The sequence below is a fragment of the Mixta tenebrionis genome (assembly GCF_006517625.1).
In the GTDB taxonomy this organism is placed as follows: Bacteria; Pseudomonadota; Gammaproteobacteria; order Enterobacterales; family Enterobacteriaceae; genus Mixta; species Mixta tenebrionis.
The window spans coordinates 72,641-96,293 of the sequence record NZ_VHQI01000004.1 but is presented as its reverse complement, the minus strand read 5'-3'; the positions used below and the strand labels follow the sequence as shown (position 1 = coordinate 96,293).

Below are 23,653 nucleotides of genomic sequence, written 5' to 3'. Positions count from 1 at the left end.
GTTACATCTCCAGGAAGTTTTTCAGCAGCTGCGCGCCCGCTTTGCCGGAGCGCTCAGGGTGGAACTGGACGCCATAGAAATTATCTTTCTGGATGGCGGCGCTGAAAGGTTCGCCATACTGACACTGCGCAATAGTAAAGGCGCCGAGCGGCATGGCGTAGCTGTGTACGAAGTAGAACCAGCTCTCCTCTTCAATACCACGGAACAGATGGTGGCCCGCCTGCGGCGTAACGCGGTTCCAGCCCATATGGGGCAGCGGCAGGCCGCGATCCGGCATCCGAATCACCGGCTGATCGATAATCCCCAGGGTTTTGATGCCGCCGCTTTCTTCACTGACGCCGGCCAACAGCTGCATGCCCAGACAGATGCCGAGCGTCGGCTGGGTGCAGGCCTTTATCAGTTCAATCAGATCGCGCTGCTCCAGCTGATTCATCGCCGCCTGCGCGGTGCCGACGCCGGGCAGCAGGAGTTTGTCCGCCGTCAGCACGATATCGGCGTCGCGGCTAACCTGCGGCGTATAGCCCAGGCGCTGAATGGCGGACTTTACCGACGACAGGTTGGCGCAGCCGGTATCCAGAATCACCACGTTCATTACAGCACTCCTTTCGAACTGGGCAGCGTATTGCCTTCAACGCGTATCGCCTGGCGCAGCGTGCGGCCAAAAGCTTTAAACAGGCTTTCCACGCGATGATGATCGTTTTTGCCTTTGGTCTTCAGGTGTAGCGTGCTGGCCATGGCATACGAGAGCGAGCGAAAGAAGTGTTCCACCATCTCGGTGCTGAGATCGCCGACGCGCTGGTAGTTAAATTCCGCTTTAAATTCCAGATGCGGACGCCCGGAGATATCCAGCGCGCAGCGCGCCAGGCACTCATCCATCGGCAGCACAAAGCCAAAGCGTCCAATGCCGCGCTTATCGCCCAGCGCCTTCAGCAGCGCCTCGCCGAGCGCCAGGCCGGTATCTTCTACGGTATGATGATCGTCGATATAGAGATCGCCTTTTACTTCAATATTCATGCGCAGGCCGCCGTGGGTGGCGATCTGGTCGAGCATATGATCGAAAAAGCCCACGCCGGTATTAATTTTGCTGCCGCCTTCACGATCCAGCCAGACTTCAACCTCAATCTGCGTCTCTTTAGTGTTGCGGTTCACCTTCGCATAGCGGTCGCGCTGCGTCAGTTTCTGACGGATCGCCTCCCAGTCCAGCCCATCCTGACTGTAGCGCAGTCCCTGAATGCCCATGTTTTGCGCCAGCTCGATATCGGTAGCGCGATCGCCGATGACATAGCTGTTGGCTTTATCCAGCGCGCCCTCGGCCAGCCACGTTGCCAGCAGTTTTGTTTTCGGCTTGCGGCAGTCGCAGTTATCGGCAGGCAGGTGAGGGCAGATCAACACCTCAGCAAACCGCACCCCCTGTGAACTGAAGATCTGCATCATCAGGTTATGCGGGCCGTCAAAATCGGCCCGCGGAAAGCTGGCGGTGCCGAGGCCGTCCTGGTTAGTGATCATCACCAGCTGATAGCCCGCGTGTTGCAGCGCCAGCAGCGCCGGGATGACGTTCGGCTCAAACGCCAGCTTTTCCATGCGATCCACCTGAAAATCCTCAGGAGGCTCGCTAATCAAGGTGCCGTCGCGATCGATAAAAAGGGTTTTCTGACTCATAGTGACTCCACTGTGTCGGCGGCTTCGGCCAGCGCCTGTAGTGCGGCGATCAGGCGCTCGCACTCGCTGCGGGTGCCGATGGAAATGCGCAGGCATCCGGCAAGGCCTGGGTTTTTATTCTGGTCGCGCAGAATAATGCCCTGATCCCACAGGGTTTTAAATACTCGCGGTGCATCAATGAAGCGAGCCAGCAGATAGTTGGTTTCGCTGGCGAATACCTGTTCGACGCAGGGCAGCGCGGCCAGCGCCTCAGAGAGCCAGCTGCGGTTGGCGTTCAGCTCCGTTACGTGACTGCGCATCAGGGCGATGCCCCCGGCGCTCAGCGCCTGCGCGGCGATATCCGCTACCGGTGTCGCCAGCGGATAAGGGGCGATGACTTTCAACAGCAGTTCGATCACCGCCGGATTCGCCAGAGTAAAACCGCAGCGCAGGCCCGCCAGCGCGAAAGCTTTCGACAGGGTGCGCAGCACTACCAGATGCGGATAGTCGGCAATCCAGCCCGCCAGCGTTGCCTGCGGGCAGAACTCAATGTAGGCCTCGTCGGCGATCACCAATGCTTTACCGCGCGTCATTTCCAGCAGCTGACGCATATCGTCCGGGTTGATCAGATTGCCGGTGGGATTGTTGGGGCTACAGATATAGACCAGCTTCACCCCCGCCAGCGCGGCGGCGATTGCGGGCAGGTTCAGCTGCCAGTCGGCCAGCGCGGGCACGGTGCGATATTCGATACCGATGGTTTCAGCGCTGACGCTGTACATGCCGTAGGTGGGCGGGCAGAACAGGATGGCGTCTTTTCCCGGCTCGCAGAAGGCGCGCATCAGCAGCTCAATGCCTTCATCGGCGCCGCGGCTGACCAGCACCTGCTGCGGCGTTAACCCGGCATAGTCGGCGTAGCGTTCAATCACCAGTTTCGGCTGGCATTCGGGGTAGCGGTTCAGCGTCTGCTGCGACAGTTCAAAGGGGACCGGCAGCGGATATTCGTTGGCGTTGAGCCAGACGTCGCCGTTGCCGCCGAGACGGCGCGCGGACTGATAGGGCGTCAGCGCCTGGATATTGGCGCGCGCCAGACGGGTAATAGCGTCACTCATGCTTGCTCCTTTAGCGCGGCGACGCGCAGCGTCACGGCATTTTTGTGGGCGATCAGCTGTTCTGCGGCGGCCAGCGTCTCAATAGTGGCGGAAAGATTGAGGAAGCCCTGCGGCGTCAGCTCCTGAACCGTCATTCGCTTCTGGAAATCGGCCAGGCCGAGGCTGGAACAGGTAGCGGTATAGCCGTAGGTAGGCAGAACGTGGTTGGTGCCGGACGCGTAATCGCCCGCTGATTCCGGCGACCAGTCGCCGAGGAAAACCGATCCGGCGCTGGTGATCTTATCCACCAGCTCGCGCGGCTGCCGCGTCTGAATAATCAGGTGTTCCGGTCCGTAGCGGTTAGATATTTCCACGCACTGTTGCAGGTCGCGAGCGACGATCAGACGGCTGCTCTCCAGCGCCTGCCGCGCGGTAGCGGCGCGCGGCAGCTGCGCCAGCTGTTCCTCAACCGCCTCAGCCACCGCCTGCGCCAGCCTGCGCGACGGGGTGAGCAAAATCACCTGAGAGTCGGGGCCATGCTCCGCCTGCGATAACAGATCGGATGCCACAAACGCGGGCGTCGCCTGCTCATCGGCAATTACCAGCACTTCTGAAGGACCGGCGGGCATATCAATCGCCGCGCCGTCCAGCCGCTGGCTGACCTGGCGCTTGGCTTCGGTTACCCAGGCATTGCCGGGGCCAAAAATTTTGTCTACCTTCGGCACCGACTCGGTGCCGAAAGCCAGCGCCGCAATCGCCTGCGCGCCGCCAACCTGAAACACCTCCTGCACGCCGCACAGCTGGGCGGCATAAAGAATTTCATCCGCGATCGGCGGCGGCGAGCAGAGCACCACGCGCTCGCAGCCGGCGATGCGGGCGGGGGTAGCCAGCATCAGTACGGTAGAGAAGAGCGGCGCCGAGCCGCCGGGAATATAGAGGCCCACCGAGCGAATCGGGCGCGTTACCTGCTGGCAGCGCACGCCCGGCTGGGTTTCAATATCCACTTCGGGCAGCTGCTGGGCGCGGTGAAACGCTTCGATATTGGCGACGGCGGCAGCCATCGCCTGTTTAATCTCATCGCCGAGCCGGTCAACGGCGGCGGCGATCTGCGCCGGGCTGACGCGCAGTTCGTCAACCTGCGCTTTATCAAAGGCGGCGCTGTAGTCGCGCAGGGCGGTATCGCCCGCCTCGCTGACGCGCGTCAGTATGGCGCGTACCGTCTGGCTGATATTATCGGAGGCGGAAATCGCCGGGCGGGTCAGCAGCGCCTGCTGCTGCGCCTCATCGCACTGCTGCCATTCTGTCAGCGTATCAAAGCGGCTCATCGGCTTACTCCATCATCTTCTCAATCGGCAGGACCAGGATTGAACTGGCGCCCAGCGCCTTCAGTTTTTCCATCGTTTCCCAGAACAGGGTTTCGCTGCTGACCATATGCATCGCCAGGCGGCTTTGATCGCCCGCCAGCGGCAGTACGGTAGGGCGTTCGGCGCCCGGCAGCAGCGCGATAACCTCTTCCAGCCGCTCGCTTGGGGCGTGCAGCATAATATATTTCGATTCACGCGCTTTGATCACGCCCTGGATGCGCGTCATCAGCTTATCCACCAGCTCCTGCTTCGCCGCCGGCAATTCGCCGTCGCGCTGAATCAACACCGCCTTCGAGCGGTATATCACTTCCACTTCGCGCAGGCCGTTAGCCTCCAGCGTCGCGCCGGTAGAGACCAGATCGCAAATGGCGTCGGCCAGGCCCGCACGCGGCGCCACTTCTACCGAGCCGTTAAGCAGACAGGATTTAAAAGAGACGCCCTGCTTATCAAGATACTGTTTCAGCAGGTGAGGATAGGAGGTGGCGATGCGCGAACCCTGCAGGCACTGAACGCCGCTATAGTTGTCATCTACCGGCATCGCCAGCGACAGACGGCAGCCGCCGAAGTCGAGGCGGCGCAGGGTGAAGTAGCGCGGGTCTTCGCCCTGGGCGCGGCGGTTGAGCAGCTCTTCTTCCAGCACGTTTTCGCCCACGATGCCGAGATCCACCACGCCATCCATTACCAGGCCGGGGATATCATCGTCACGCACGCGCAAAATATCGATCGGCATGTTTTCAGCGAAGGCGATTAGGCGCTGCTGTTGCAGGTTGATTTTGATGCCGCAGCGTGCCAGCAGTTCGCGTGATTCGTCACTTAAACGGCCAGATTTCTGCATAGCTATGCGTAAACGGGTGTTATCTAACATCTCTCCAGTCCTCTTGTTATCTATCCTGTCGGTTGCAGTCAGCCAAAAAAAAGCCCCCGGAAGAAGATCTTCCGGGGGCCATTTCGCGCTCTGCACCACTGGAAGATCCTGAATGTCTTCCAGCACACATCGCCTGAAAGACTAGTCAGGGTGATGGTGGTGATGATGGTTGAACTGAACGCGTGTCATAAAATTCTCTGCATGTATATTCATTTGCCTGTCAGTTAACCTAGCGGAGTTAAACTTTCTTGGCAACCGTTTTTTTCACGCTTGCCGGCAATCTCTTTGCGGGCGACGTTGTCACGTTTAAAACGGTGGCGTAGCCTTAAAGATTATCAGGCAGAAGCGTCAGGAGTGAGGATGAAAAAGGTCGCGATTGTAGGGCTTGGATGGCTGGGCATGCCGCTGGCGATGGCGCTGACGGCGCGCGGCTGGCAGGTGACGGGCAGTAAAACCACTCCGGACGGCGTTGAGGCAGCGCGTATGTGCGGTATCGCAGGCTGCCAGCTGGCCCTGACGCCGGAACTGGAGTGTGATGCAGATGAACTGGCGGCGCTGCTGGCGGTGGATGCGCTGGTGGTAACCTTGCCCGCCAGCCGCACTGTCGAAGGGGGCGAAAATTATCTGCGCGCGGTGCAGAACCTGGTCGATAGCGCGCTGGCGTTCAGCGTGCCGCGCATCGTTTTTACCAGCTCCACCTCGGTATATGGCGACGGCGACGGCGTGATGCGGGAAGATAGTCCGCTGCAACCGCTTTCCGTCGCCGGTAAAACGCTGGTAGAGCTGGAGAACTGGCTGCACGATCTGCCGGGCACCTCGGTGGATATTCTGCGCCTGGCGGGGCTGGTCGGGCCGCAGCGTCATCCGGGGCGTTTTCTCGCCGGAAAAACGGCCGTTCCCGACGGCGAACATGGCGTCAATCTGGTACATCTGGATGATGTGGTGGCGGCGATTACCCTGCTGTTGCAAACGCCGCAGGGCGGGCGTACCTATAACCTGTGCGCGCCTTCTCATCCTTCCCGCCAGCAGTTTTACCCGGCGGTGGCGCGCCAGCTGGGGCTGACGCCGCCCACTTTTGCGCCTGCCGCTAAGGAGGAGGGCAAGCTGGTGGATGGCAGTAAGATTTGCCGCGAGCTTGGCTTTAGCTATCGCTACCCCGATCCGGCGAGTATGCCGCTCGGCTAACGGCAACGGGCCGCTACACGCCGAGCCGATCGCGCAGCGCATACCAGACGGCGCCGACGGCGGTTAGCGGTACCTTAAAGCGGCGGCCGCCGGGAAAGGGCAGGTGCGGCAGCCGGGCGAAGGCGTCAAAGCGCTCGGCATCGCCGCGCAGGGTTTCCGCCACCAGCTTGCCCGCAAGATGAGTAAAGGTGACGCCATGTCCGCTGTCCCCCTGAATATAGTAAACCTGCTTATCCAGGCGGCCCAGCTGCGGCATACGCGATAGCGTCAGCAGGAAGTTGCCGCTCCAGCAATGGCTCAACCTGACGTTGCGCAGCTGCGGAAAGGTTTTTAACAGCTTGGGACGGATCAGCGCCGCGATATCCTGCGGCTCGCGCGCGCCGTAAATCACCCCGCCGCCGTACAGCAGACGGTTATCGGCGGTTAGCCGAAAATAGTCCAGCAGATAGTTGCAGTCTTCCACGCAGTAATTATCCGGCAGCAGCGCCAGCGCCTGGTCAGCGCTTAGCGGTTCGGTGGTGACGATCTGCGATCCGCACGGCATGCTTTTTCGGCTGAGGCGCGGCTCCAGCTCCGGCGCCAGGTAGGCGTTGCCGGCAAAGATAAGATATTTTGCGCTGACGTCGCCGCGCGCGGTTTTTATCAGGTTCGGCGCACCGTAAATTACCTGGTCCACCGCCGACTGTTCATAAATACGCCCGCCGTGCCGCCGGATTGCCTCCGCTTCTCCCAGCGCCAGGTTTAACGGATGGAGATGGCCGCCGCGACGATCAAGCAGCCCGCCCACATAGCGTTCGGTAGCGATAGCGCGCCGGATGCCGCGCTCGTCCAACAGCTCCAGCTGCTGATTGCCGTAGCGCTGCCACTGGCGCTGCTGCTGGCGCAGATGCTGCATCTGGCGCGCATTCAGCGCGGCGAAAATGCCGCCGGGACGGTAGTCGCAGGCGATAGCGTAACGATCGATGCGATCGCGAATGATATCGGCGCCTTCAAACATCATGCTGCCGAGCATGCGCGCCGCGTCCGCGCCGTAGCGCTGTTCAATAATGTCGATATCGCGGCTGTAGGAGTTTACTACCTGTCCGCCGTTGCGCCCGCTGGCGCCGTAGCCGACGCACGCCGCCTCCAGCACGACTACGTCGTAGCCCGCTTCGCTAAGAAACAGCGCCGAGGAGAGACCGGTAAAACCCGCGCCGATAATACAGACGTCGCACGTTACCGAGCCATCCAGCTGCGGCCAGGGCTGATGCGGGTTTACCGTTGCAGCATAATAACTGTCGACATAGTCCACGGCGGTTCTCCCTGATTTAAAAGTTAGCGGGCGTATGGGCGCTGACGATGCGGCAGGGGCGCGTAGAGGTATTGCTGAAGCTGTGCGGCTGCCCGGTATCAATCACGTAACTTTGCCCGGCATGCAGCTGATAGCTATGCCCGTTTACCGTCAGGGTAATTTCGCCCTCCAGCAGCGTACCGGTCTCTTCGCCGGGATGACGGAGCTTTTCGCCGGTAGTGGCGCCGGGCTGATAGGTTTCCAGCAGCATCGCCAGATTACGGCTGGCGCTGCCGTTATGAATAAGTTTCAGCGAGACGCCCTGGCCGCCGATATCAATCAGCTCCTGCGCTTCGATAACCACTTTCGGCGGACTCTGCCTGGCAGGATCGGAGAAAAATTCCGACAGCGACAGCCCATACACCTTCAGCAGCTTTTGCAGCGTGCTGACGGCGGGGCTGACCTTATCCTGTTCGATAGTGCTGATGGCGCTGTGGGTTAGCCCGGCAAGCTCAGCAACGCGCCGCTGTGACAAACCTAACTCCTGCCGGATTTGCGATAAGCGCCGTCCGGGCGCCAGCGTAGCTTCATTCATAGCCGCTTTTCCTTACGGTACTGGTGACAGGCATGCAGAAAAGCCTCAAACAGCTGCGATGAGGCTTCATCATGTTGATAACGCCATTCGGGGTGCCACTGCACGCCGAAAGCGAAGGGATGATGCGGGACGGAAACCGCTTCAATCACGCCATCCGGGGCGGTCGCCTCGATCTGCAGCAGCGGGCCGGGATGATGGATGCCCTGCTGATGCAGCGAATTAACCTGCAGCGAGGTCATACCACGCAGCAGCTGCGACAGCCGTCCATCGGATGCCAGCTGGATAGCATGCGTTGGCGCATACTGCGCAGCCAGCGGCGCATCGCTATTGACATAGTGTGCGATCTCGCCGACCGGAAGCTGGCGGTAGAGCGTGCCGCCGGTCGCCACCGCCAGCTCCTGCATGCCGCGACAAATAGCCAGCAGCGGCATATGCAGCGGCAGCGCCTGAGCTATCAACGCCAGCGCCAGCTCATCGCGTCCGGGATCGGTCAGCTCTTCTTTTCCCGTTGCCTCATAGCGCCAGGGTTCGATATTGCTGGGGCTGCCGGACAGCAGCAGGCCATCCAGCAGCGGTAAAACGCGCCGGGAAATGGCTTCGCCCTGACCGGGACGATGGGGCAGAATAATGGCGACGCCCTGCGCATCCATAATGGCGTCCAGATATTTCTGGTGTAGCGTAAAAGCAGGGTGCCCCTCTGTTATCGAGCGGCAGGCCACCACGCCAATCAACGGCTTGTCCATTATTCTTGCCATGTTATCCCCGCCTGAACTGGTCAATATTTCTGACAAAACCGCATCGGACGCGCCGATTTGTACAATATATTTTCAATCTAGACAGGCTTTGCGCAATATTCAAACCGTCGTGTAACATTTGCACACTTTTTGCCTTATGACTATGTTCTAACTATGGCCGTTATTTTGAGCATGACGTGCAACCTTTCTGAACGGTAAATGGCGGGTGGGATCATGACAAACCTGGTGGAAGTAGAAGACTTCACGCGACATAGTGAAGAGATGCGAACCAGCGCGTTCCAGAATGAGGTAAAAACCTATCTGGAACGCCATCCTGAAACGCAGTATGTCGATATCCTGCTTAACGATCTGAACGGGGTTTTTCGCGGTAAACGTATTCCGGTTGGCAGCCTGGCAAGGCTGGAAAAAGGTTGTTACTTCCCGGCCTCGGTATTTGCGATGGATATCCTGGGCAATACCGTCGAGCAGGCGGGCCTCGGCCAGGCGCTGGGCGAGCCGGACAATATCTGTACGCCCGTCGAGGGCACGCTGGTTCCCGCCGCTTCCGATCCCGTTCATATTGCCCAGCTGCTGTTGACCATGTGCAACCAAGATGGCACTCCCTTTGACGTTGAGCCCCGTAATGTTTTGAACTCTCTCTGGCAGCGCTTGCGCAACCGGGGGCTGTTCCCGGTGGTAGCGGTAGAGCTGGAGTTCTATCTGGTCGATAAGCAGCGCGATCGCGAAGGTTTTATTCAGCCGCCCTGTACGCCAGGCAGCGATGAGCGCAACGTGCAGAGCCAGGTCTATTCGGTAGATAATCTCGATCGCTTTTCGCAGGTGCTGGGCGATATCGATCGTCTGGCGCGGCTGCAGGGCATTCCCGCCGACGGCGCGCTGGCGGAAGCCTCGCCGGGACAGTTTGAAATCAACCTGCACCATACGCGCAACGTACTCAGCGCCTGCGACCACGCGCTCCAGCTGAAAAGGCTGGTCAGGCAGGTAGCGGAAAACCACGGCATGACCGCCACCTTTATGGCCAAACCTTATGAAGAGTATGCCGGCAGCGGCATGCATGTGCATGTCAGTATGCTGGACGCCGCCGATCGCAACGCGTTCGCCTGTGATGATGGCAGCGATTCACCGCTGCTGAAGCGGGCGCTGGCGGGGATGCTCGATCTGATGCCCGCCTCCATGGCGCTGCTGGCGCCGAACGTCAACGCTTTCCGCCGCTTCCGTCCCGAATCCTATGTGCCGCTGCGCGCCTCCTGGGGCCATAACAACCGTACCGTGGCGCTGCGCATCCCCTGCGGCGATATCGATAACCGGCGCGTGGAGTATCGCGTGGCGGGCGCCGATGCCAACCCCTGGCTGGCGCTGGCCGCTATTTTTGCCGGAATTCTGCACGGGCTGGATAATCCGCTGACGCTGCCGGCGCCGGTAACCGGCAACGGCCACGCAGCGGAAGGGGCGCTGCTGCCGGTCAGGCAGAGCGAGGCGCTGGACGAATTTTCCCGCTGCCGGGCGTTGCAGGAGCTGCTGGGCGAACGTTTTAGCTTTGTCTGGCACAGCTGTAAGCACCATGAGCTGATGCAGTTTGAACGGTTGATTACCGCTACGGAAATTGACTGGATGCTGAAAAACGCCTGAGGCGGGAAGCCCGGCGCGGCCAGCGCGCGCAGGGCGTTAACGCGGCGCCCTCTGCCTGCAGCACGCGCGATAATCGGCTGCGTTTTTTGCCGCAGCCGGCTGACGAAAAAGAAATTGTTACTGAAAGTCTCAAGATCTTGTCATCCTGCCTCTGTGTGGTGCAAAATACGCCCCCTGCAAAATAGAATATAACCGGCGCTTGAGGCGTCGGTTATTTTTTTGCATTTAACCAGGATCATTTGTCAAAGAGGCCGGCCGGCGTGCCGGATAGATACTTACACAAAACACGTATATCGTGTGGTTTTGAGGATACAAAGATGGGGCAACTCGTTAACTTCTCACCAGCATGCGCTGGTATTCGTCTCCGTGATGATTATGGTGCAGGCGGCATTGATTCAGCCTTCTCCCTCACGCCTCTGAAGAACCTCTCTCGCATAACGCGAAGTTTCCCTGTGGTCCGCCCTAATCAGGCCGCCGCTATGGGGGGACTTAACCATGTCGCATGATCTCCACCACACCTCGCAGCCGCGTACACATCTGAAAAAAACGCTGACGCTGATGCCGGTTGTCATGATTGGCCTGGCCTATATCCAGCCCATGACGCTGTTCGATACTTTTGGCATTGTTTCCGGGTTAACCGGCGGCCACGTCGCCACGGCTTATGCCTTCGCGCTGATTGCTATTCTGTTTACTGCGCTGAGCTACGGTAAACTGGTAAACCGCTTCCCATCTGCGGGTTCCGCTTATACCTACGCGCAAAAAACCATCAGTCCGCACGTCGGCTTTATGGTTGGCTGGTCGTCACTGCTTGATTATCTGTTTATGCCGATGATCAACATTCTGCTGGCGAAAATCTATTTTGAAGCGCTGCTGCCGGGCATTCCGTCCTGGATCTTTGTGGTGCTGTTGGTTGGCTTTATGACGCTGACCAACCTGCGCGGCATTAAGTCCGTAGCAAACTTTAACAGCGTTATTGTCGTTATGCAGGTGGCAGTGATTATTGCCCTGGTCTGCATGGTGATTTATGGCGTGGCGCACGGCGAAGGCGCCGGTACGCTGGTTAGCAGCCGTCCGTTCTGGTCGGAGGATGCGCATGTGGTGCCGATGATTACCGGCGCGACCATTCTCTGCTTCTCGTTTCTCGGCTTCGACGGCATCAGCTCGCTCTCAGAAGAGACGAAAGACGCCGAGCGGGTGATCCCGAAAGCGATTTTCCTGACGGCGCTGGTTGGCGGCATTATCTTTATCACGGTGTCCTACTTCCTGCAGCTCTATTTCCCGGATATCTCGCGTTTTAAAGATCCGGACGCTTCGCAGCCGGAAATCATGCTCTACGTGGCGGGTAAAACCTTCCAGTTCGGCATCCTGATTTTCTCCTGCGTAACGGTGCTGGCTTCAGGTATGGCGGCGCATGCGGGCGTAAGCCGTCTGATGTATGTGATGGGCCGCGACGGCGTTTTCCCGGAGCGTTTCTTCGGCTACGTGCATCCTAAATGGCGTACTCCGGCGCTTAACGTGGTACTGGTTGGCGCCATTGCGCTGCTGGCAATCCGTTTCGATCTGGTAACGGCGACGGCGCTGGTCAACTTTGGCGCGCTGGTGGCTTTCACCTTCGTTAACCTGTCGGTGATTGCGCAGTTCTGGATCCGCGAGAAGCGTTGCAGGACGATAATGGACAACGTTAACTATCTGCTGCTGCCGCTGTGCGGCGCGCTGACGGTGGGCGCGCTCTGGATTAATCTCGAAGAGAGTTCAATGGTGCTCGGCCTGATCTGGGCGGCGGTGGGGATTATCTACCTGGCCGTCGTTACGCGCAGCTTCCGTAACCCGGTGCCGCAGTATAGCGAAGAGTCGCTCTGAGCCGCGTTTAAAGCCAGGCCCAGCGCGCCTGGCCCTGTCGCCGGCGGGCGTCGCCCGCTGCGATATTGATAACTTATCAGGCCGGACAAGCGTCCGGCCTTTTTTACGGCGCTTAAACGGCGGCGTGGCGCGCTATCCGTTCGACGCAGCGCCGGGACATTTTCTGTTTGCTATGGCATTGTTCACTACAGGTTTTAACCTTATCAGCCTGGTCCTCTTGTATCCGCTCGCCAGCTCCGCTACCCTTCGCCAGCAATTCGTGCCTGAAATAATGGAGTTGGCAATGTTTAAAAAAGTAGTGGTAGGTAGCGGTCTGGCTCTGATGCTGGCTGCGGGTTCAGCGCAGGCGATTGAAGGCAGCGTTGACGTGGGTGAGCATTACACCAACCTGAACGTTGGGCTGGGCACGACTACGCCGGGCCTGAGCCTGTCCGGTAACTGGATGCGCAGCGATCATGACGGCGACGTTAGCGGTCTGCGTCTGGGCTATAACGTGGCAATCGGCTCTGTTTTCCTCAGCCCCGGCATCAAAGCGATGTGGATTGACCCGAAAGATGGTAAAGATGGTTTTGCCGCTGCGGTTGGCGCGGGCGTCAGCATTCCGGTAACCAATATGCTGGGCCTGTATGGCGAATATTACTATTCGCCGGAAGCTTTTACCGATCACCTCGATAGCTACCAGGAAGCCTCTGGCGGCATCAGCTTTACGCCGATTTCGTTGCTGAACGTGCGCGTTGGCTATAAATATGCCGAGCTGAATAATAAAGGCAGCCGTAAAGATAACGTGCTGGCGGATGGTCCTTACATCGGCGCTTCGCTGCGCTTCTGATGGTTTGTTCGCAGTAAAAAAGCCGTCCTCAGGGACGGCTTTTTTATGGCGGCGAGGGCGCGCTTATGAGACTAATTCGCGAGCGTAATCATACAGCGCCTTTAGCTGCGCCATTTTATCTTTGTCGCCCTCATGCAGATTAGCCAGCGATTCCAGCTCCAGCAGAAACGCTTCGATACGCTCGCCGTTCAGCGTCTCGCGACGATGCTGCAGCCAGCGCTGCTGCTCGCTGTCATCCAGCGTGCCGGGGAAGTTACGCGCACGGTAGCGAAACAGCAGCTTCTCGATGCGTTGATCGTTAAAGGTTAAATCAAGCGCGGGCAGGTTTGCCGGCGTTGCCTGCTGGATAATTCCCATCGCGGTTTTATCAGCATCGCTGAAAAAGCCGTTGTAAAGCTGGGCGTCCACGTCTTCGGAGGGAATAAAGGGTTCGGCCTCAGCGTAAAGCGCCACCACCTTTTCGCGAACTTCCGGATGCTGACGCAGCAGCTTAAGGTTATCCAGACAGCGCTGCCGATCGATTCCCAAACGCTCTGCATCTTCCGGGCGCAGCGTACTGGCGGGCGCCAGTACCGGGCACTTATTGCTGTGCACCAGTTTGATCGGCACCGCTGACGCCTCGCCCAGCTGCTGGCGCGGCGTATAGAGCCTTGCGCGCAGCGCGTCGGCATCCAGCTCCAGCAGCGGCGCCATATCTCCGGCCAGGTCGCAGACAATCAGCGCGTTGCGGTTTTCCGGATGCCAGGCGAGCGGGGCGATCCAGCTGGTATTGCCGCGCAGCGCGCCAAACATGCCGGAGATATGCACCAGCGGCTTCATTTGTGGAATATCGATCAGCGTATTGATCTTCTGCTTGCTGCGGTGGCGGAACAGGAATTCAAACAGCTTCGGCTGTTTAGTTTTCACCAGCTTCGCCATGGCGATAGTGGCGTAGACGTCTGACATCGCATCGTGCGCGTGACTGTGCTCAACGCCGTTCGCTTTTGTCAGATGCTCCAGCTTGAAGCTGGGCAGCCCGTCCTCGTTTTCCGGCCAGTGGATGCCGTCAGGGCGTAAGGCATAGCAGGCGCGCATCACATCCAGCAGATCCCAGCGTGAGTTGCCGTTTTGCCAGCTCCAGGCGTAAGGATCGAAGAAGTTGCGGTAAAAGATATTGCGCGTTACCTCATCATCGAAACGCACGTTGTTATATCCCACCACGCAGGTGTTCTCGACGGTAAACAGGGCATGAATGCGGCGAGCGAATTCCGCTTCGTTAACGCCGCGCGCCCGCGCCTGCTGCGGCGTAATGCCGGTAATCATTACCGCTTCCGGTTGAGGCAGGTAATCATCCGCAGGCTGGCAGTAAAACACCTCCGGTTCGCCGATGATATTAAAATCCATATCGGTACGAATACCGGCAAACTGCGCCGGGCGATCGAGCGCCGGACTCTTGCCGAAGGTTTCATAATCATGGAACAGGAAGGTTGGTTGCTTTTGCTTGTCGGCCACGGTTTAGCTGCCTTTTAGTGTCTGCATAACGCTTTATTTTCACAGATGTTATTAAGTTTGTGCTTTTGCTGATGCTGTTTGTCTACCTGCACCTCAGCCTTTGCCCGTCGTAGCGGCAGATTTGAACGCTCCTCTGCCTGCTGAAACTGGCAACATCGCGGCAGGACGAGCGGTCACGCAAGAACGCGGTCTATGGTAAACCATATTTGAGTAGAGCAAAAATAACAGAATCCCTGCGACGGAGATTTTCCGTCGGGGCGGCTGCGCGTATGGCGTGTCGGTTCGGGCGGCGCTAAGGCTACCGGCGCGTTGTCGCCCTGTTTTTATCCAGTGGGCGCGGCCTGCTTTCGCTTATCGGGAGAGCCTTTGTTGCGCTAGCGCAGCGCGCCGGAGGTTGGCGCCGGCTGCAGGCAGAGCTCCATCTCAACAGGAATGCTTTTATACGCCGGGATGCCGCTTTGCGTATCGTGGCTGTCCAGCGGCACCATCACGTTGGCCTCAGGATAGTAGGCGGCTACCGAGCCGGGCGCCATATCCAGCACCACAATCGTCAGGTTATCCATACGGCGCGCGGTACGCTGGCCTCCGGCATCGAGCGCAATGATATTAACCTTATCGCCCACGCGCAGCTGACGACGTTCCGCTTCATCGGCGTTGATAAACAGTACGTCGCGTCGCCCGGTCACGCCGCGGTAGCGATCGTTGAGGCCATACAGCGTGGTATTGTACTGATCGTGACTGCGTAGCGTGGTCAAAACCAGATCGTGACACTTCAGCGAGCGTGGATCTTCGTTTACGCCTTCCATTACCATAAACTGCGCCCGCCCCGACGGGGTAAGCCACTCCCGCTCGGAAGCGGCATTGCGCAGGCGGAAACCGCCCGGCTGCTGCACGCGGCGGTTATAGTCCTGAAACGCCGGGAAAACAGCCTCGATCGCCTCACGAATAAAACTGTAGTCGCCGATCATCCGATCCCAGTTCACTTTGCTGTTGGGCAGCGTTGCCTTCGCCAGCCCCGCCACGATGGCCGGCTCCGATTTCAGATGCGGTGATGCGGGGGTTAACATGCCGCGTGAAGCATGAACCATCGACATTGAATCCTCTACGGTAATACTTTGTTCGCCGGAAGCCTGAATATCCTGTTCGGTACGGCCCAGTACCGGCAGAAGATAGTTATGTTTGCCCAACAGCAGATGTGAGCGGTTTAGTTTGGTCGCCATATGCACTACCAGATCAAGCTTGCGCATCGCCGCAAAGGTGACCTGCGGATCGGACATCGCTTCAGCCAGATTGCCGCCGAGGCAGAGCAGCGCTTTGGCTTTGCCGTCGCGCATCGCCTGAATTGCGGCCACTGCGCCATGTCCATCTCTTTGCGGCGGCCTGAAGCCAAACACCTTTTCAATACCGTCGAGCAGCTCCTGCGACGGTATTTCCGTAATGCCTACGGTACGATCGCCCTGTACGTTTGAGTGGCCGCGCAACGGGCAGATGCCGGCGCCGGGCTTGCCGATATTGCCGCGCAGCAGCAGCAGGTTAGCAATTTGCTGAACGTTTTGCGTACCGTACTGATGCTGGGTAATACCCATGCCGTAACAGATAATGGTTTTTTTTGCCGTGGCATACAGACGGGCGATATTAAGGATCTCTTTATAGTCCATACCGGACACTTTCAACAAATGCTGCCAGTCAGCGTTATCAAGGTCCTGCTTCAGCGCTGCAAATCCTTGCGTATGTTCGCTGATAAACTGCTCATCGATTACGCCCGGCTCTCCCGCCTTCAACGCCCGTTCGTGCATCGCCAGCAGCGCCTTCATTACGCCTTTAAGCATCGCGGCATCGCCGCCGACGCGGACTTTGTAGTAGGTGGAAGCCAGCGACGTGGAGCTGAGCGACAGCATCTCAATCGGGCTTTGCGGCGAGGTAAAACGTTCCAGGCCACGCTCGCGCAGCGGATTGATCGCCACAATAGTGGCGCCGCGCTTAGCGACCTCGCGCAGCGTGCCCAGCATACGCGGATGGTTGGTGCCGGGATTATGGCCGATACACATTACCAGATCGCACTGGTCGAAATCGTCCAGCGTAACCGTCCCTTTGCCGACCCCAATCGACTGCGGCAGGCCGACGCTGGTCGGCTCATGACACATATTCGAACAGTCAGGAAAGTTGTTGGTGCCATATTCACGGGCAAACAGCTGGTAGAGAAATGCCGCTTCGTTAGAGGCGCGCCCGGAGGTATAAAATTCCACGCTGTCGGGATCGTCATAGCTTTGCAGCTTTTCGCCGATTTCGCGCAGGGCGGTTTCCCAGGCGATGGGTTGCCATGTATCGCTGGCGGCGTCGTATTTCATCGGATGCGTCAGGCGGCCTTCGCCTTCCAGTTCAAAAGCGTTGCGCTGCCACAGTTCACTGACGGGATGAGCGGCGAAAAACTCCGGCGTGGTGCGCTTGCTGGTCGCCTCCCAGGAAACCGCCTTGGCGCCGTTTTCGCAAAATTCAAATGAAGAGGCATGGCGCGGATCGGGCCAGGCGCAGCCGGGGCAGTCGAACCCCTGCGGCTGGTTGACTTTAAACAAGGCGATAACATCCTGCTTTACCGCCATTTGACCGCGTAACGCATCAGCAACCGCTTTCAGCGCGCCCCAGCCGCCGGCCGATCCACCATAAGGAGCAATACCGATTGTACGATTCTGATGTTTCATATTTTTCTGGGTTCTGTTGGAAATTCGTTATTAAAGGGTAGGTCAGGCTGGCGTTATCGGGAACTTTGTCAGAAGAAAAATGGATCTAATTGCTTTCGAAATATTACAGAGAGAATAAGCGTATCGGCAGGGAGATAAATTGCGTAATGATTAAACTGTGCTAAACATTAAAGGGAAATATCTGAACAGGAGGTTATGATGAAAAAGAGCGCATTATTAGCATTTGTATTTGCCGCCGCCCTGCCGCTGGCGGGATGCTCCAGCAGTAACTATTACATCCATACTAACGATGGTCGTACTATCGTTAGCGATGGTAAACCGAAAGAGGATAATGCTACCGGCCTGATCAAATATAAAGATGCCAACGGGAATGAGCAGCAGATCAACCGCGCTGACGTAAAATCAATGACGGAAATCCCCCATTAATTTTTCGCCACCGCATTATCGGTAAAGCCACCATCGGGTGGCTTTTTTATTGCCTGGCTTAATAATTAACCGCAGCGGAGCGTGGTTGGCATTCGCAGCCTTCGGCAAGAATATCGCTGGCGTTTTTCTGCCGCTGGCGCCGTGGTAAAACCACGCTAAAAGTCGTTGCCGGAAGAATTTAAATACATAATTTTTTGCAATTTATTAAGCAAAAACGTTGCGCGATGCCGTAAAACAACGCCCTCATTTAATTCAAGTTTATGATTGAGGATGTTCCGTTGAAAAGGCGTCAGCTTGCAGGTATTACCGGTTTACTGTTTTTAGCCATTCAGGCCCATGCCGGGGAGGCCGCGGTTTCTTTCCCGCTGACGCCGCCGCCGGTTGATGCCGCCTCCTGGATATTAATGGACGCCACTACTGGCCAGGTGCTGACCGAAGGCAATGCTGACCAGCAGCGCAATCCAGCCAGCCTGACCAAGCTGATGACCGGCTATGTGGTCGATCGCGCTATTGACCAGCACCGCATCAGCCGTGACGACATGGTTACCATCGGTCAGGACGCCTGGGGGGCGGGAAATCCGGTATTTAAAGGCTCCTCGCTGATGTTTCTTAAGCCGGGCGAGAAGGTATCGGTACGCGATCTCAGCCGTGGCGTGATTATTGATTCCGGCAACGATGCCTGCGTGGCGCTGGCCGACTACGTGGCGGGCAGCCAGGCAGCCTTCGTTAAAATGATGAATGAGTATGCGGCGAAGCTGGGGCTGAACAACACCCATTTTGAAACCGTGCACGGGCTGGATGCGCCGGGGCAGCACACCACCGCGCGCGATCTGGCAGTGCTCTCTCAGGCGATTATCAGCGGCGAGCCGGACTTTTACCAGATGTACAGCGAGAAATCGCTTACCTGGAACGGCATTACCCAGCAGAATCGCAACGGACTGCTGTGGGATAAAACTCTGCATGTCGACGGCCTGAAAACCGGCCATACCGAAAGCGCTGGCTTTAACCTGATCGCCTCCAGCCTGCAGGGACGCCAGCGTCTGATCGCCGTAATTATGGGCGGCAAAAGCCCGAAAGGGCGTGAAGAACAGGCGCGTAAGCTGTTGATCTGGGGCAATAATAATTTTGATACCGTGCAGCTGTTCCACGCGGGCAAAGCGTTGGGTAAAGAAACGGTCTGGTACGGCAACCCGCATCAGGTAGCGGTGGGAACCACGGGAGATATCTCGCTTTCCCTGCCGCGTAGCGCTATCGAAACTATCAAAGCGAAATACATTATCGATCGGAAAGATCTTGAAGCGCCGCTAAAGCAGGGCGAGCAGGTGGGCACGATTCAGGTGATCGATAAAGATAAGGTGCTGGCCAGCTACCCGCTTGTTACGCTGAATAAGGTAGAAGAGGGCAGCCTGATAACGAAAATTGGCGACTACCTGAAACAAAAATTGTAACTGAACGGCAGAGGCCCGAACGTGCCTCTGCCTTATTCTGTCCCTGTCCCTGTCCCTGTCCCTGTCCCTGTCCCTGTCCCTGCAACTGCAACGGTTTTCCTCTGTTAGCGTCAGCCTTACTTATTCCATTGCCCACCCGGTTTTTACTGGCGCGTGACTTTTTGGCGTATACGGCCAGGCTTTAACGCTGCATCAGCTGTTATCTGTGGCTATCGCCCCTGCCAGCGTGGTGATATTCGCCATCTGCATCAAATTCAGGCACGGCAACGCCGTGCCGCGCCGCTTAATGTTCCTGCCAGGTTAAATCAGACTTACATATTTGTTAAATCAGGAAAAACCGTCCTAAATGCCAGATGAAAGTCTCATCTCTGCCGGCGCTTCAGGTTATGATGCTAATCTGAAACTTCAGGAAACCGGAGAGTTCTTTTGCGCCCCGACAAGCCGCTTTCAGCCATTGAGTTCCGCGTTTATCGCCACTACCGTATCGTTCATGGCGTACGCATTGCGCTGGGTTTTATTCTGACTTTTTTGCTGGTGCGCCTGAGCGAGATCCCGGAAGGCAGCTGGCCGCTGATTACCCTGGTGGTGGTTATGGGCCCGGTTTCTTCCTGGGGCAACGTATTTCCGCGCGCGCTCCAGCGTATCGGCGGCACGGTGTTTGGTTCAATTTCCGGGCTTATCGCTCTCAAGCTGGAACTGTATTCCCTGACCGCGATGATGGCCTGGTGCACGCTGGTGATGTTTATCTGCGGCTATCTGACGCTGGGCAAGCGCCCCTATATGGCATTGCTGATCGGCATTACGCTGGCGGTGGTGTGCGGCGCGCCGGCAGGCGATATGACTACCGCGCTGTGGCGCAGCGGCGACGTAATACTCGGCTCGCTGCTGGCGCTGCTGTTTACCAGCATCTGGCCGCAAAAGGCCTATATCCACTGGCGCATCAAACTTTCTGACGCGCTTACTACCATTGCGAAAATTTACCATACGGGATTTTCGCCCAATCTGGTGGATAAACCGCGCCTGGATAAGCCGCTGCGGCGCATACTCACCGACGTGGTGAAGATGCGCGCGCTGCTGGAGCCTGCCAGCAAAGAAACGCGCATTCCTAAATCGGTGCTGGAAGCCATCCAGACTATCAACCGCAATATCCTCTGCACGCTGGAGCTGCAAATCAACGCCTGGTGGTCTTCGCGCGCCAGTCACCTGATTCTGCTCAACGCTTCTACCTTACGGCGTACCCAGCAGATGACGGAAAATACCTTTAACGCGTTGGCGCAGATGTTGATCAGCGGCGATACCGATAAGATGGCGGCCAACCATCATGAGCTGGCGGAGATTAGCCGCGAGCTGCACCAGCTGATTGCCGAAAATGACAGCGATCGACTGGTGGAGACGCCAATACATGGCTATGTCTGGCTCAGCCTGGAGCTGGCGAAGCAGCTGGAGCGCCTGTCAGATCTGATTAGGCTGACAATGCGCAAATAGCGGCTTCGACAACAAGCGGCTGTGGCTGCGCGCGTTTTCGCGCTAAAATGTGTCACAGTCCGAATTTGAATGTGAAGATTGCCCTCGGCGGCGGCGAGCCGCTAAGCTGAAGGCTACGACAATACCGCCTGTTCAGGCAGGCCCAATGAAAGGTGTCAAGATGGAAAATGCAAAGCAATCATTTCAGGACGTGCTGGAGTTTGTGCGTATGTATCGTCGCAAAAATAAACTGCAGCGCGAAATTCACGATGTAGAGAAGAAAATTCGTGACAACCAGAAACGCGTGCTGCTGCTGGATAACCTGAGCGAGTATATCAAGCCGGGCATGAGCGTTGAGGCGATTCAGGAAATTATTGCCAGCATGCGTAGCGACTATGAAGATCGCGTGGACGAATATATCATCAAAAATGCCGATCTCTCGAAAGAGCGTCGTGAACTGTCGAAACGACTGAAGGCGATGGGCGAGCACAAAGTGCCTTCTCAAAACCAGTAATCCATCGCCGGCACTCGCCAGCGATCTCTCCGGGCCGCGTTGCGGCCCGGTTTTATTTGCATCTCAGACTGTTTTGCCTGCCGCCCTCCGCCCATTAGCGACAAATAAGCGTCCAAATCTGTTGCTGCAGCGCCTGTTCGTCAGGACGCGCAATATGACAGGTCTCGCCCGAAGAGAGCTTGCTGTGCAGCGGCCAGATGAGGCGATAGATATCGATTGAGGCGATGCCGCCAGCGGAAACAATGCCCCGGTTACGGTTTTCCGCATCATAAAGTATGCTGCCGAAGGCGAGCGGGGCGCCGTCGGCCTGTCTGGCGCGCACGTAGTGCTGTTGCTGGCGTGAAGCGGAGAATTCAACTTCAACGATTGCGCCCTGACGCGGTACGCGCCGCTGTACAGTTCCGTCGATTTTCACCGTATGATGATTTTTGCGGTTCAGTATCGGCGTCAGCTCATTGTAATAGTAGGGCACCAGCCCCGGCACCACGGCATTGCCCCAGCGATCGGTTTTCACATACTGTGCGTTTTCCACCCCGATGCTGCGAATATGAGAAGTATGAATAATCGCCGCGCTTTCGTTCAAATACTGGCCCAGCGTCACGCCGTGGTGATGTACCACTACCGAGCCGCGCTGGCCCAGCTGCCACTGCTGCGCCGCACTGCTGTGCGACCAGGTGGCGCGCGTTACGCCGAAGCTGGAGTTGTACCTGGCGGAAGCATCATACTGATACTGTCTGGCGCTGCGTGAGACGCCCAGCGAATAGTTCAGAGCATCGTCCGCTCCGGCATTGCCGCTGAAGGCGATCTGGCTGCTGTGGCTGACGCCGCCCGTCTGACTGATATCGAGGTAATATTTCCTTTCCCGTCCCAGCGGGATACTGAGACTCATGGAAACGTAGTTCTCTCCGGCGCTGTTGGCGCGATAGCGGCGTGAGAATGAAGTCAGCAGCGTCGCGCGTCCGGGATGAAAATTGAGACTGGCCTGCCAGCTGCGATTGCTCTGCCCGTTCCAGCGCATCTCCTGGCTGTAGTTCAACGCCATGTTTACGCCTTTAATACTTTGATTAAGCTGCACGCTATATTTATCGCGATAGTTGCCGTAGGTTGGTCTGTCGTCCTGTGTCGTCGTATTAAAATCACGGTAGTCCGGCGTAAAGCGGTGCGTCACGGAGGCATAGATATAGCTGTCGGTAAGCGGTAAAAAGCGGCTCAGGCCGAGCTGCAGCTGGCTTCCCGCCAGACGACGCGCGTTACGTTTAGCCTGGCTGTGATTAAACAGCAGATTGAGTCCGCCCAGCCACCTGAGGTTGGCGCCCAGGCCGGAAGCGAAATTTTGATAATCCGGCGCATACTGCGCTCCTTCCAGCAGCGTAAAGGTATTATTCAGGCCATACATGAATGTCGCTTCCATTAGCTGCTGTTTATCATACTGACGGCTGCGGCCTGCGTTAAACGTATAGCGCAGGCTTTTCGCCGGCAGCTGGAAGCTGCTGTTGTTAAACGGCTGGATAAAGTGCTGCCGTCTGCCGTTGGCCTCGATAATGGTGACATCAATATCGCCGGCCGAGGAGGAGACCGGAATATCATTAAGATTAAAGGCGCCCGGCGGAATCTGGCGCGTGGCGATCGCATAACCGTTTTGTTTGATGATTACCGTGGCGTTGGCGCTGACCGAACCGATAATAGCAGGAACGTAGCTGCGTTCGGTGCTGGGAAACATCGCCATATTGGTCGCTATGCCCACGCCGCGCAGCGACGTGCCGGCGAACAGGCTGCCGTTGGTATAGAAGTCGCCGACGGTTAACGTACTGCGCAGGCTGTCGATATCATACGCCAGCCAGCTGGTGCTGCTCTGATAGCGCGGGCTGCTCATTTCCGGCGCGGTGATAAAGCCGCTGTTGCGAAAACGCAGGCCGGCAATATTGATGCCGTTAGTGAGATTGCCGTACAGATTGCTGGAGCGGCTGGATTGATATTCGTTACGCTGGGCATAGAGATCGTAATTAATAAAAGCCGCGTTAATGCCGTTATCCCATTTCCAGTTGGGAGCAATATCATAAGGATTAGGCAAACGCCATGCCTGCTGAGGTACGGTAATAAGCAGCTGGTTTTCGCTCATATCGACATCAAACCGGGCGCCTGCTACCCAGTCCGCCAGAAAATCACGCTCGCGCGGGCAAGTTTCGATCTGCATTCCCCACTCCTGCAGTTCGCGACAGCCAAACAGCGGTTCGCTGCGACCGTGATTAAGCTGGAAGGTAACCTCTTTATGCGCCATTTCATGCTGATTAATAATAATCGTCATCAAATAGCTGCCGGGCAAAATATCGCTGTCGCGGTTGAATACATCCGCTTCGCTTTTGCTTATTTTGCCGCTTTTTTCCAGTAGCGAGAGATCAAACTCTTCTGCCGCCATTAACGGCGAACAGAGCGTCAGCTGGAGAAACGATAATAACAGGGCGGCGGCGAGATAATTTACCTTAGACATTACTTTTCTGCCGGCGAAAAAAGCCATGGAGAAACTCCACGGCTG

20 protein-coding genes and 1 other annotated feature are annotated in these 23,653 nt (G+C 57.4%); of the genes, 8 read left to right on the top strand and 12 right to left on the bottom strand.

Features of this window, described 5'->3' with window-relative positions; all coding sequences use genetic code 11:
- Position 1 precedes the first annotated feature (1 nt).
- From hisH to hisL, 6 genes are all read right to left on the bottom strand, one after another.
- Positions 2-592, bottom strand: a complete 591-nt coding sequence (gene hisH / locus FKM52_RS07915) for an imidazole glycerol phosphate synthase subunit HisH (RefSeq protein WP_141175665.1) — start codon at positions 590-592, stop codon at positions 2-4.
- Positions 592-1,659: a bifunctional histidinol-phosphatase/imidazoleglycerol-phosphate dehydratase HisB gene (gene hisB, locus FKM52_RS07910; protein WP_141175664.1), complete on the bottom strand. Its 1,068-nt coding sequence runs from the start codon at positions 1,657-1,659 to the stop codon at positions 592-594. Before hisB ends, hisH begins: the two co-directional genes overlap by 1 nt.
- Complete coding sequence (gene hisC / locus FKM52_RS07905) at positions 1,656-2,747, bottom strand: histidinol-phosphate transaminase (RefSeq protein ID WP_141175663.1); 1,092 nt, start codon at positions 2,745-2,747, stop codon at positions 1,656-1,658. The genes hisB and hisC overlap by 4 nt, the downstream gene beginning before the upstream one ends.
- Entirely contained in the window at positions 2,744-4,051 is a 1,308-nt protein-coding gene (gene hisD / locus FKM52_RS07900) for a histidinol dehydrogenase (RefSeq protein ID WP_141175662.1), read from the bottom strand. Before hisD ends, hisC begins: the two co-directional genes overlap by 4 nt.
- A 4-nt stretch (positions 4,052-4,055) precedes the next feature.
- Positions 4,056-4,955: an ATP phosphoribosyltransferase gene (gene hisG, locus FKM52_RS07895; RefSeq protein WP_141175661.1), complete on the bottom strand. Its 900-nt coding sequence runs from the start codon at positions 4,953-4,955 to the stop codon at positions 4,056-4,058.
- A gap of 44 nt (positions 4,956-4,999) precedes the next feature.
- Positions 5,000-5,121: a sequence feature (His leader region), on the bottom strand.
- Positions 5,097-5,144: a his operon leader peptide gene (gene hisL, locus FKM52_RS07890; protein ID WP_100396937.1), complete on the bottom strand. Its 48-nt coding sequence runs from the start codon at positions 5,142-5,144 to the stop codon at positions 5,097-5,099. It overlaps the preceding feature by 25 nt.
- A gap of 171 nt (positions 5,145-5,315) precedes the next feature.
- Between hisL and FKM52_RS07885 the strand changes: the two genes are divergently transcribed.
- Positions 5,316-6,140, top strand: coding sequence for an SDR family oxidoreductase (locus tag FKM52_RS07885; RefSeq protein ID WP_141175660.1), 825 nt, complete (start codon positions 5,316-5,318; stop codon positions 6,138-6,140).
- 13 nt (positions 6,141-6,153) lie between these two features.
- Here the strand turns inward: FKM52_RS07885 and FKM52_RS07880 are convergent, their stop codons facing one another.
- Genes FKM52_RS07880 through FKM52_RS07870 form a run of 3 tightly spaced genes read right to left on the bottom strand, consistent with a single transcriptional unit; the run spans position 6,154 to position 8,760 of the window.
- Entirely contained in the window at positions 6,154-7,431 is a 1,278-nt protein-coding gene (locus FKM52_RS07880) for an NAD(P)/FAD-dependent oxidoreductase (protein WP_141175659.1), read from the bottom strand.
- 16 nt (positions 7,432-7,447) lie between these two features.
- Positions 7,448-8,005 carry an HTH-type transcriptional regulator PuuR gene (puuR, locus tag FKM52_RS07875; protein WP_141175658.1) on the bottom strand — a complete coding sequence of 186 codons (558 nt, stop codon included), beginning with the start codon at positions 8,003-8,005 and terminating at the stop codon, positions 7,448-7,450.
- Positions 8,002-8,760 carry a gamma-glutamyl-gamma-aminobutyrate hydrolase family protein gene (locus FKM52_RS07870; protein WP_141175657.1) on the bottom strand — a complete coding sequence of 253 codons (759 nt, stop codon included), beginning with the start codon at positions 8,758-8,760 and terminating at the stop codon, positions 8,002-8,004. Before FKM52_RS07870 ends, puuR begins: the two co-directional genes overlap by 4 nt.
- 213 nt (positions 8,761-8,973) lie before the next feature.
- On the opposite strand from FKM52_RS07870, the gene FKM52_RS07865 reads away from it, so the two are divergent.
- From FKM52_RS07865 to FKM52_RS07850, 3 genes are all read left to right on the top strand, one after another.
- Positions 8,974-10,389, top strand: coding sequence for a glutamine synthetase family protein (locus tag FKM52_RS07865; RefSeq protein WP_141175656.1), 1,416 nt, complete (start codon positions 8,974-8,976; stop codon positions 10,387-10,389).
- 495 nt (positions 10,390-10,884) lie between these two features.
- The gene (locus FKM52_RS07855) at positions 10,885-12,249 is read left to right on the top strand and encodes an APC family permease (protein WP_141175654.1); all 1,365 of its coding nucleotides are present in this window, start codon (positions 10,885-10,887) and stop codon (positions 12,247-12,249) included.
- 283 nt (positions 12,250-12,532) lie between these two features.
- A complete protein-coding gene (locus FKM52_RS07850; protein WP_141175653.1) occupies positions 12,533-13,078 on the top strand; it encodes a YfaZ family outer membrane protein in 546 nt (181 codons plus the stop codon).
- Between the two features lie 63 nt (positions 13,079-13,141).
- Here the strand turns inward: FKM52_RS07850 and sbcB are convergent, their stop codons facing one another.
- On the bottom strand, positions 13,142-14,569 hold the full coding sequence (sbcB, locus tag FKM52_RS07845; RefSeq protein WP_141175652.1) for an exodeoxyribonuclease I: 1,428 nt from the start codon (positions 14,567-14,569) through the stop codon (positions 13,142-13,144).
- Between the two features lie 374 nt (positions 14,570-14,943).
- On the bottom strand, positions 14,944-17,268 hold the full coding sequence (locus FKM52_RS07840) for an FdhF/YdeP family oxidoreductase (RefSeq protein ID WP_141175651.1): 2,325 nt from the start codon (positions 17,266-17,268) through the stop codon (positions 14,944-14,946).
- Positions 17,269-17,466: 198 nt separating this feature from the next.
- Here FKM52_RS07840 and FKM52_RS07835 point away from each other — a divergent pair, with 198 nt between their 5' ends.
- The 4 genes from FKM52_RS07835 to FKM52_RS07820 all read left to right on the top strand — a co-directional run bounded on the left by FKM52_RS07835 (position 17,467) and on the right by FKM52_RS07820 (position 21,120).
- Positions 17,467-17,694 carry a YgdI/YgdR family lipoprotein gene (locus tag FKM52_RS07835; RefSeq protein ID WP_141175887.1) on the top strand — a complete coding sequence of 76 codons (228 nt, stop codon included), beginning with the start codon at positions 17,467-17,469 and terminating at the stop codon, positions 17,692-17,694.
- Between the two features lie 278 nt (positions 17,695-17,972).
- Complete coding sequence (gene dacD, locus FKM52_RS07830; protein WP_181407910.1) at positions 17,973-19,142, top strand: serine-type D-Ala-D-Ala carboxypeptidase DacD; 1,170 nt, start codon at positions 17,973-17,975, stop codon at positions 19,140-19,142.
- 426 nt (positions 19,143-19,568) lie between these two features.
- Positions 19,569-20,627, top strand: coding sequence for an FUSC family protein (locus FKM52_RS07825; protein WP_141175649.1), 1,059 nt, complete (start codon positions 19,569-19,571; stop codon positions 20,625-20,627).
- Positions 20,628-20,787: 160 nt separating this feature from the next.
- Entirely contained in the window at positions 20,788-21,120 is a 333-nt protein-coding gene (locus tag FKM52_RS07820; RefSeq protein WP_141175648.1) for a DUF496 family protein, read from the top strand.
- A gap of 94 nt (positions 21,121-21,214) precedes the next feature.
- On the opposite strand, the gene FKM52_RS07815 is transcribed toward FKM52_RS07820, so the two are convergent.
- Positions 21,215-23,608 carry a fimbria/pilus outer membrane usher protein gene (locus FKM52_RS07815; protein WP_181407909.1) on the bottom strand — a complete coding sequence of 798 codons (2,394 nt, stop codon included), beginning with the start codon at positions 23,606-23,608 and terminating at the stop codon, positions 21,215-21,217.
- Between the last annotated feature and the right edge of the window lie 45 nt (positions 23,609-23,653).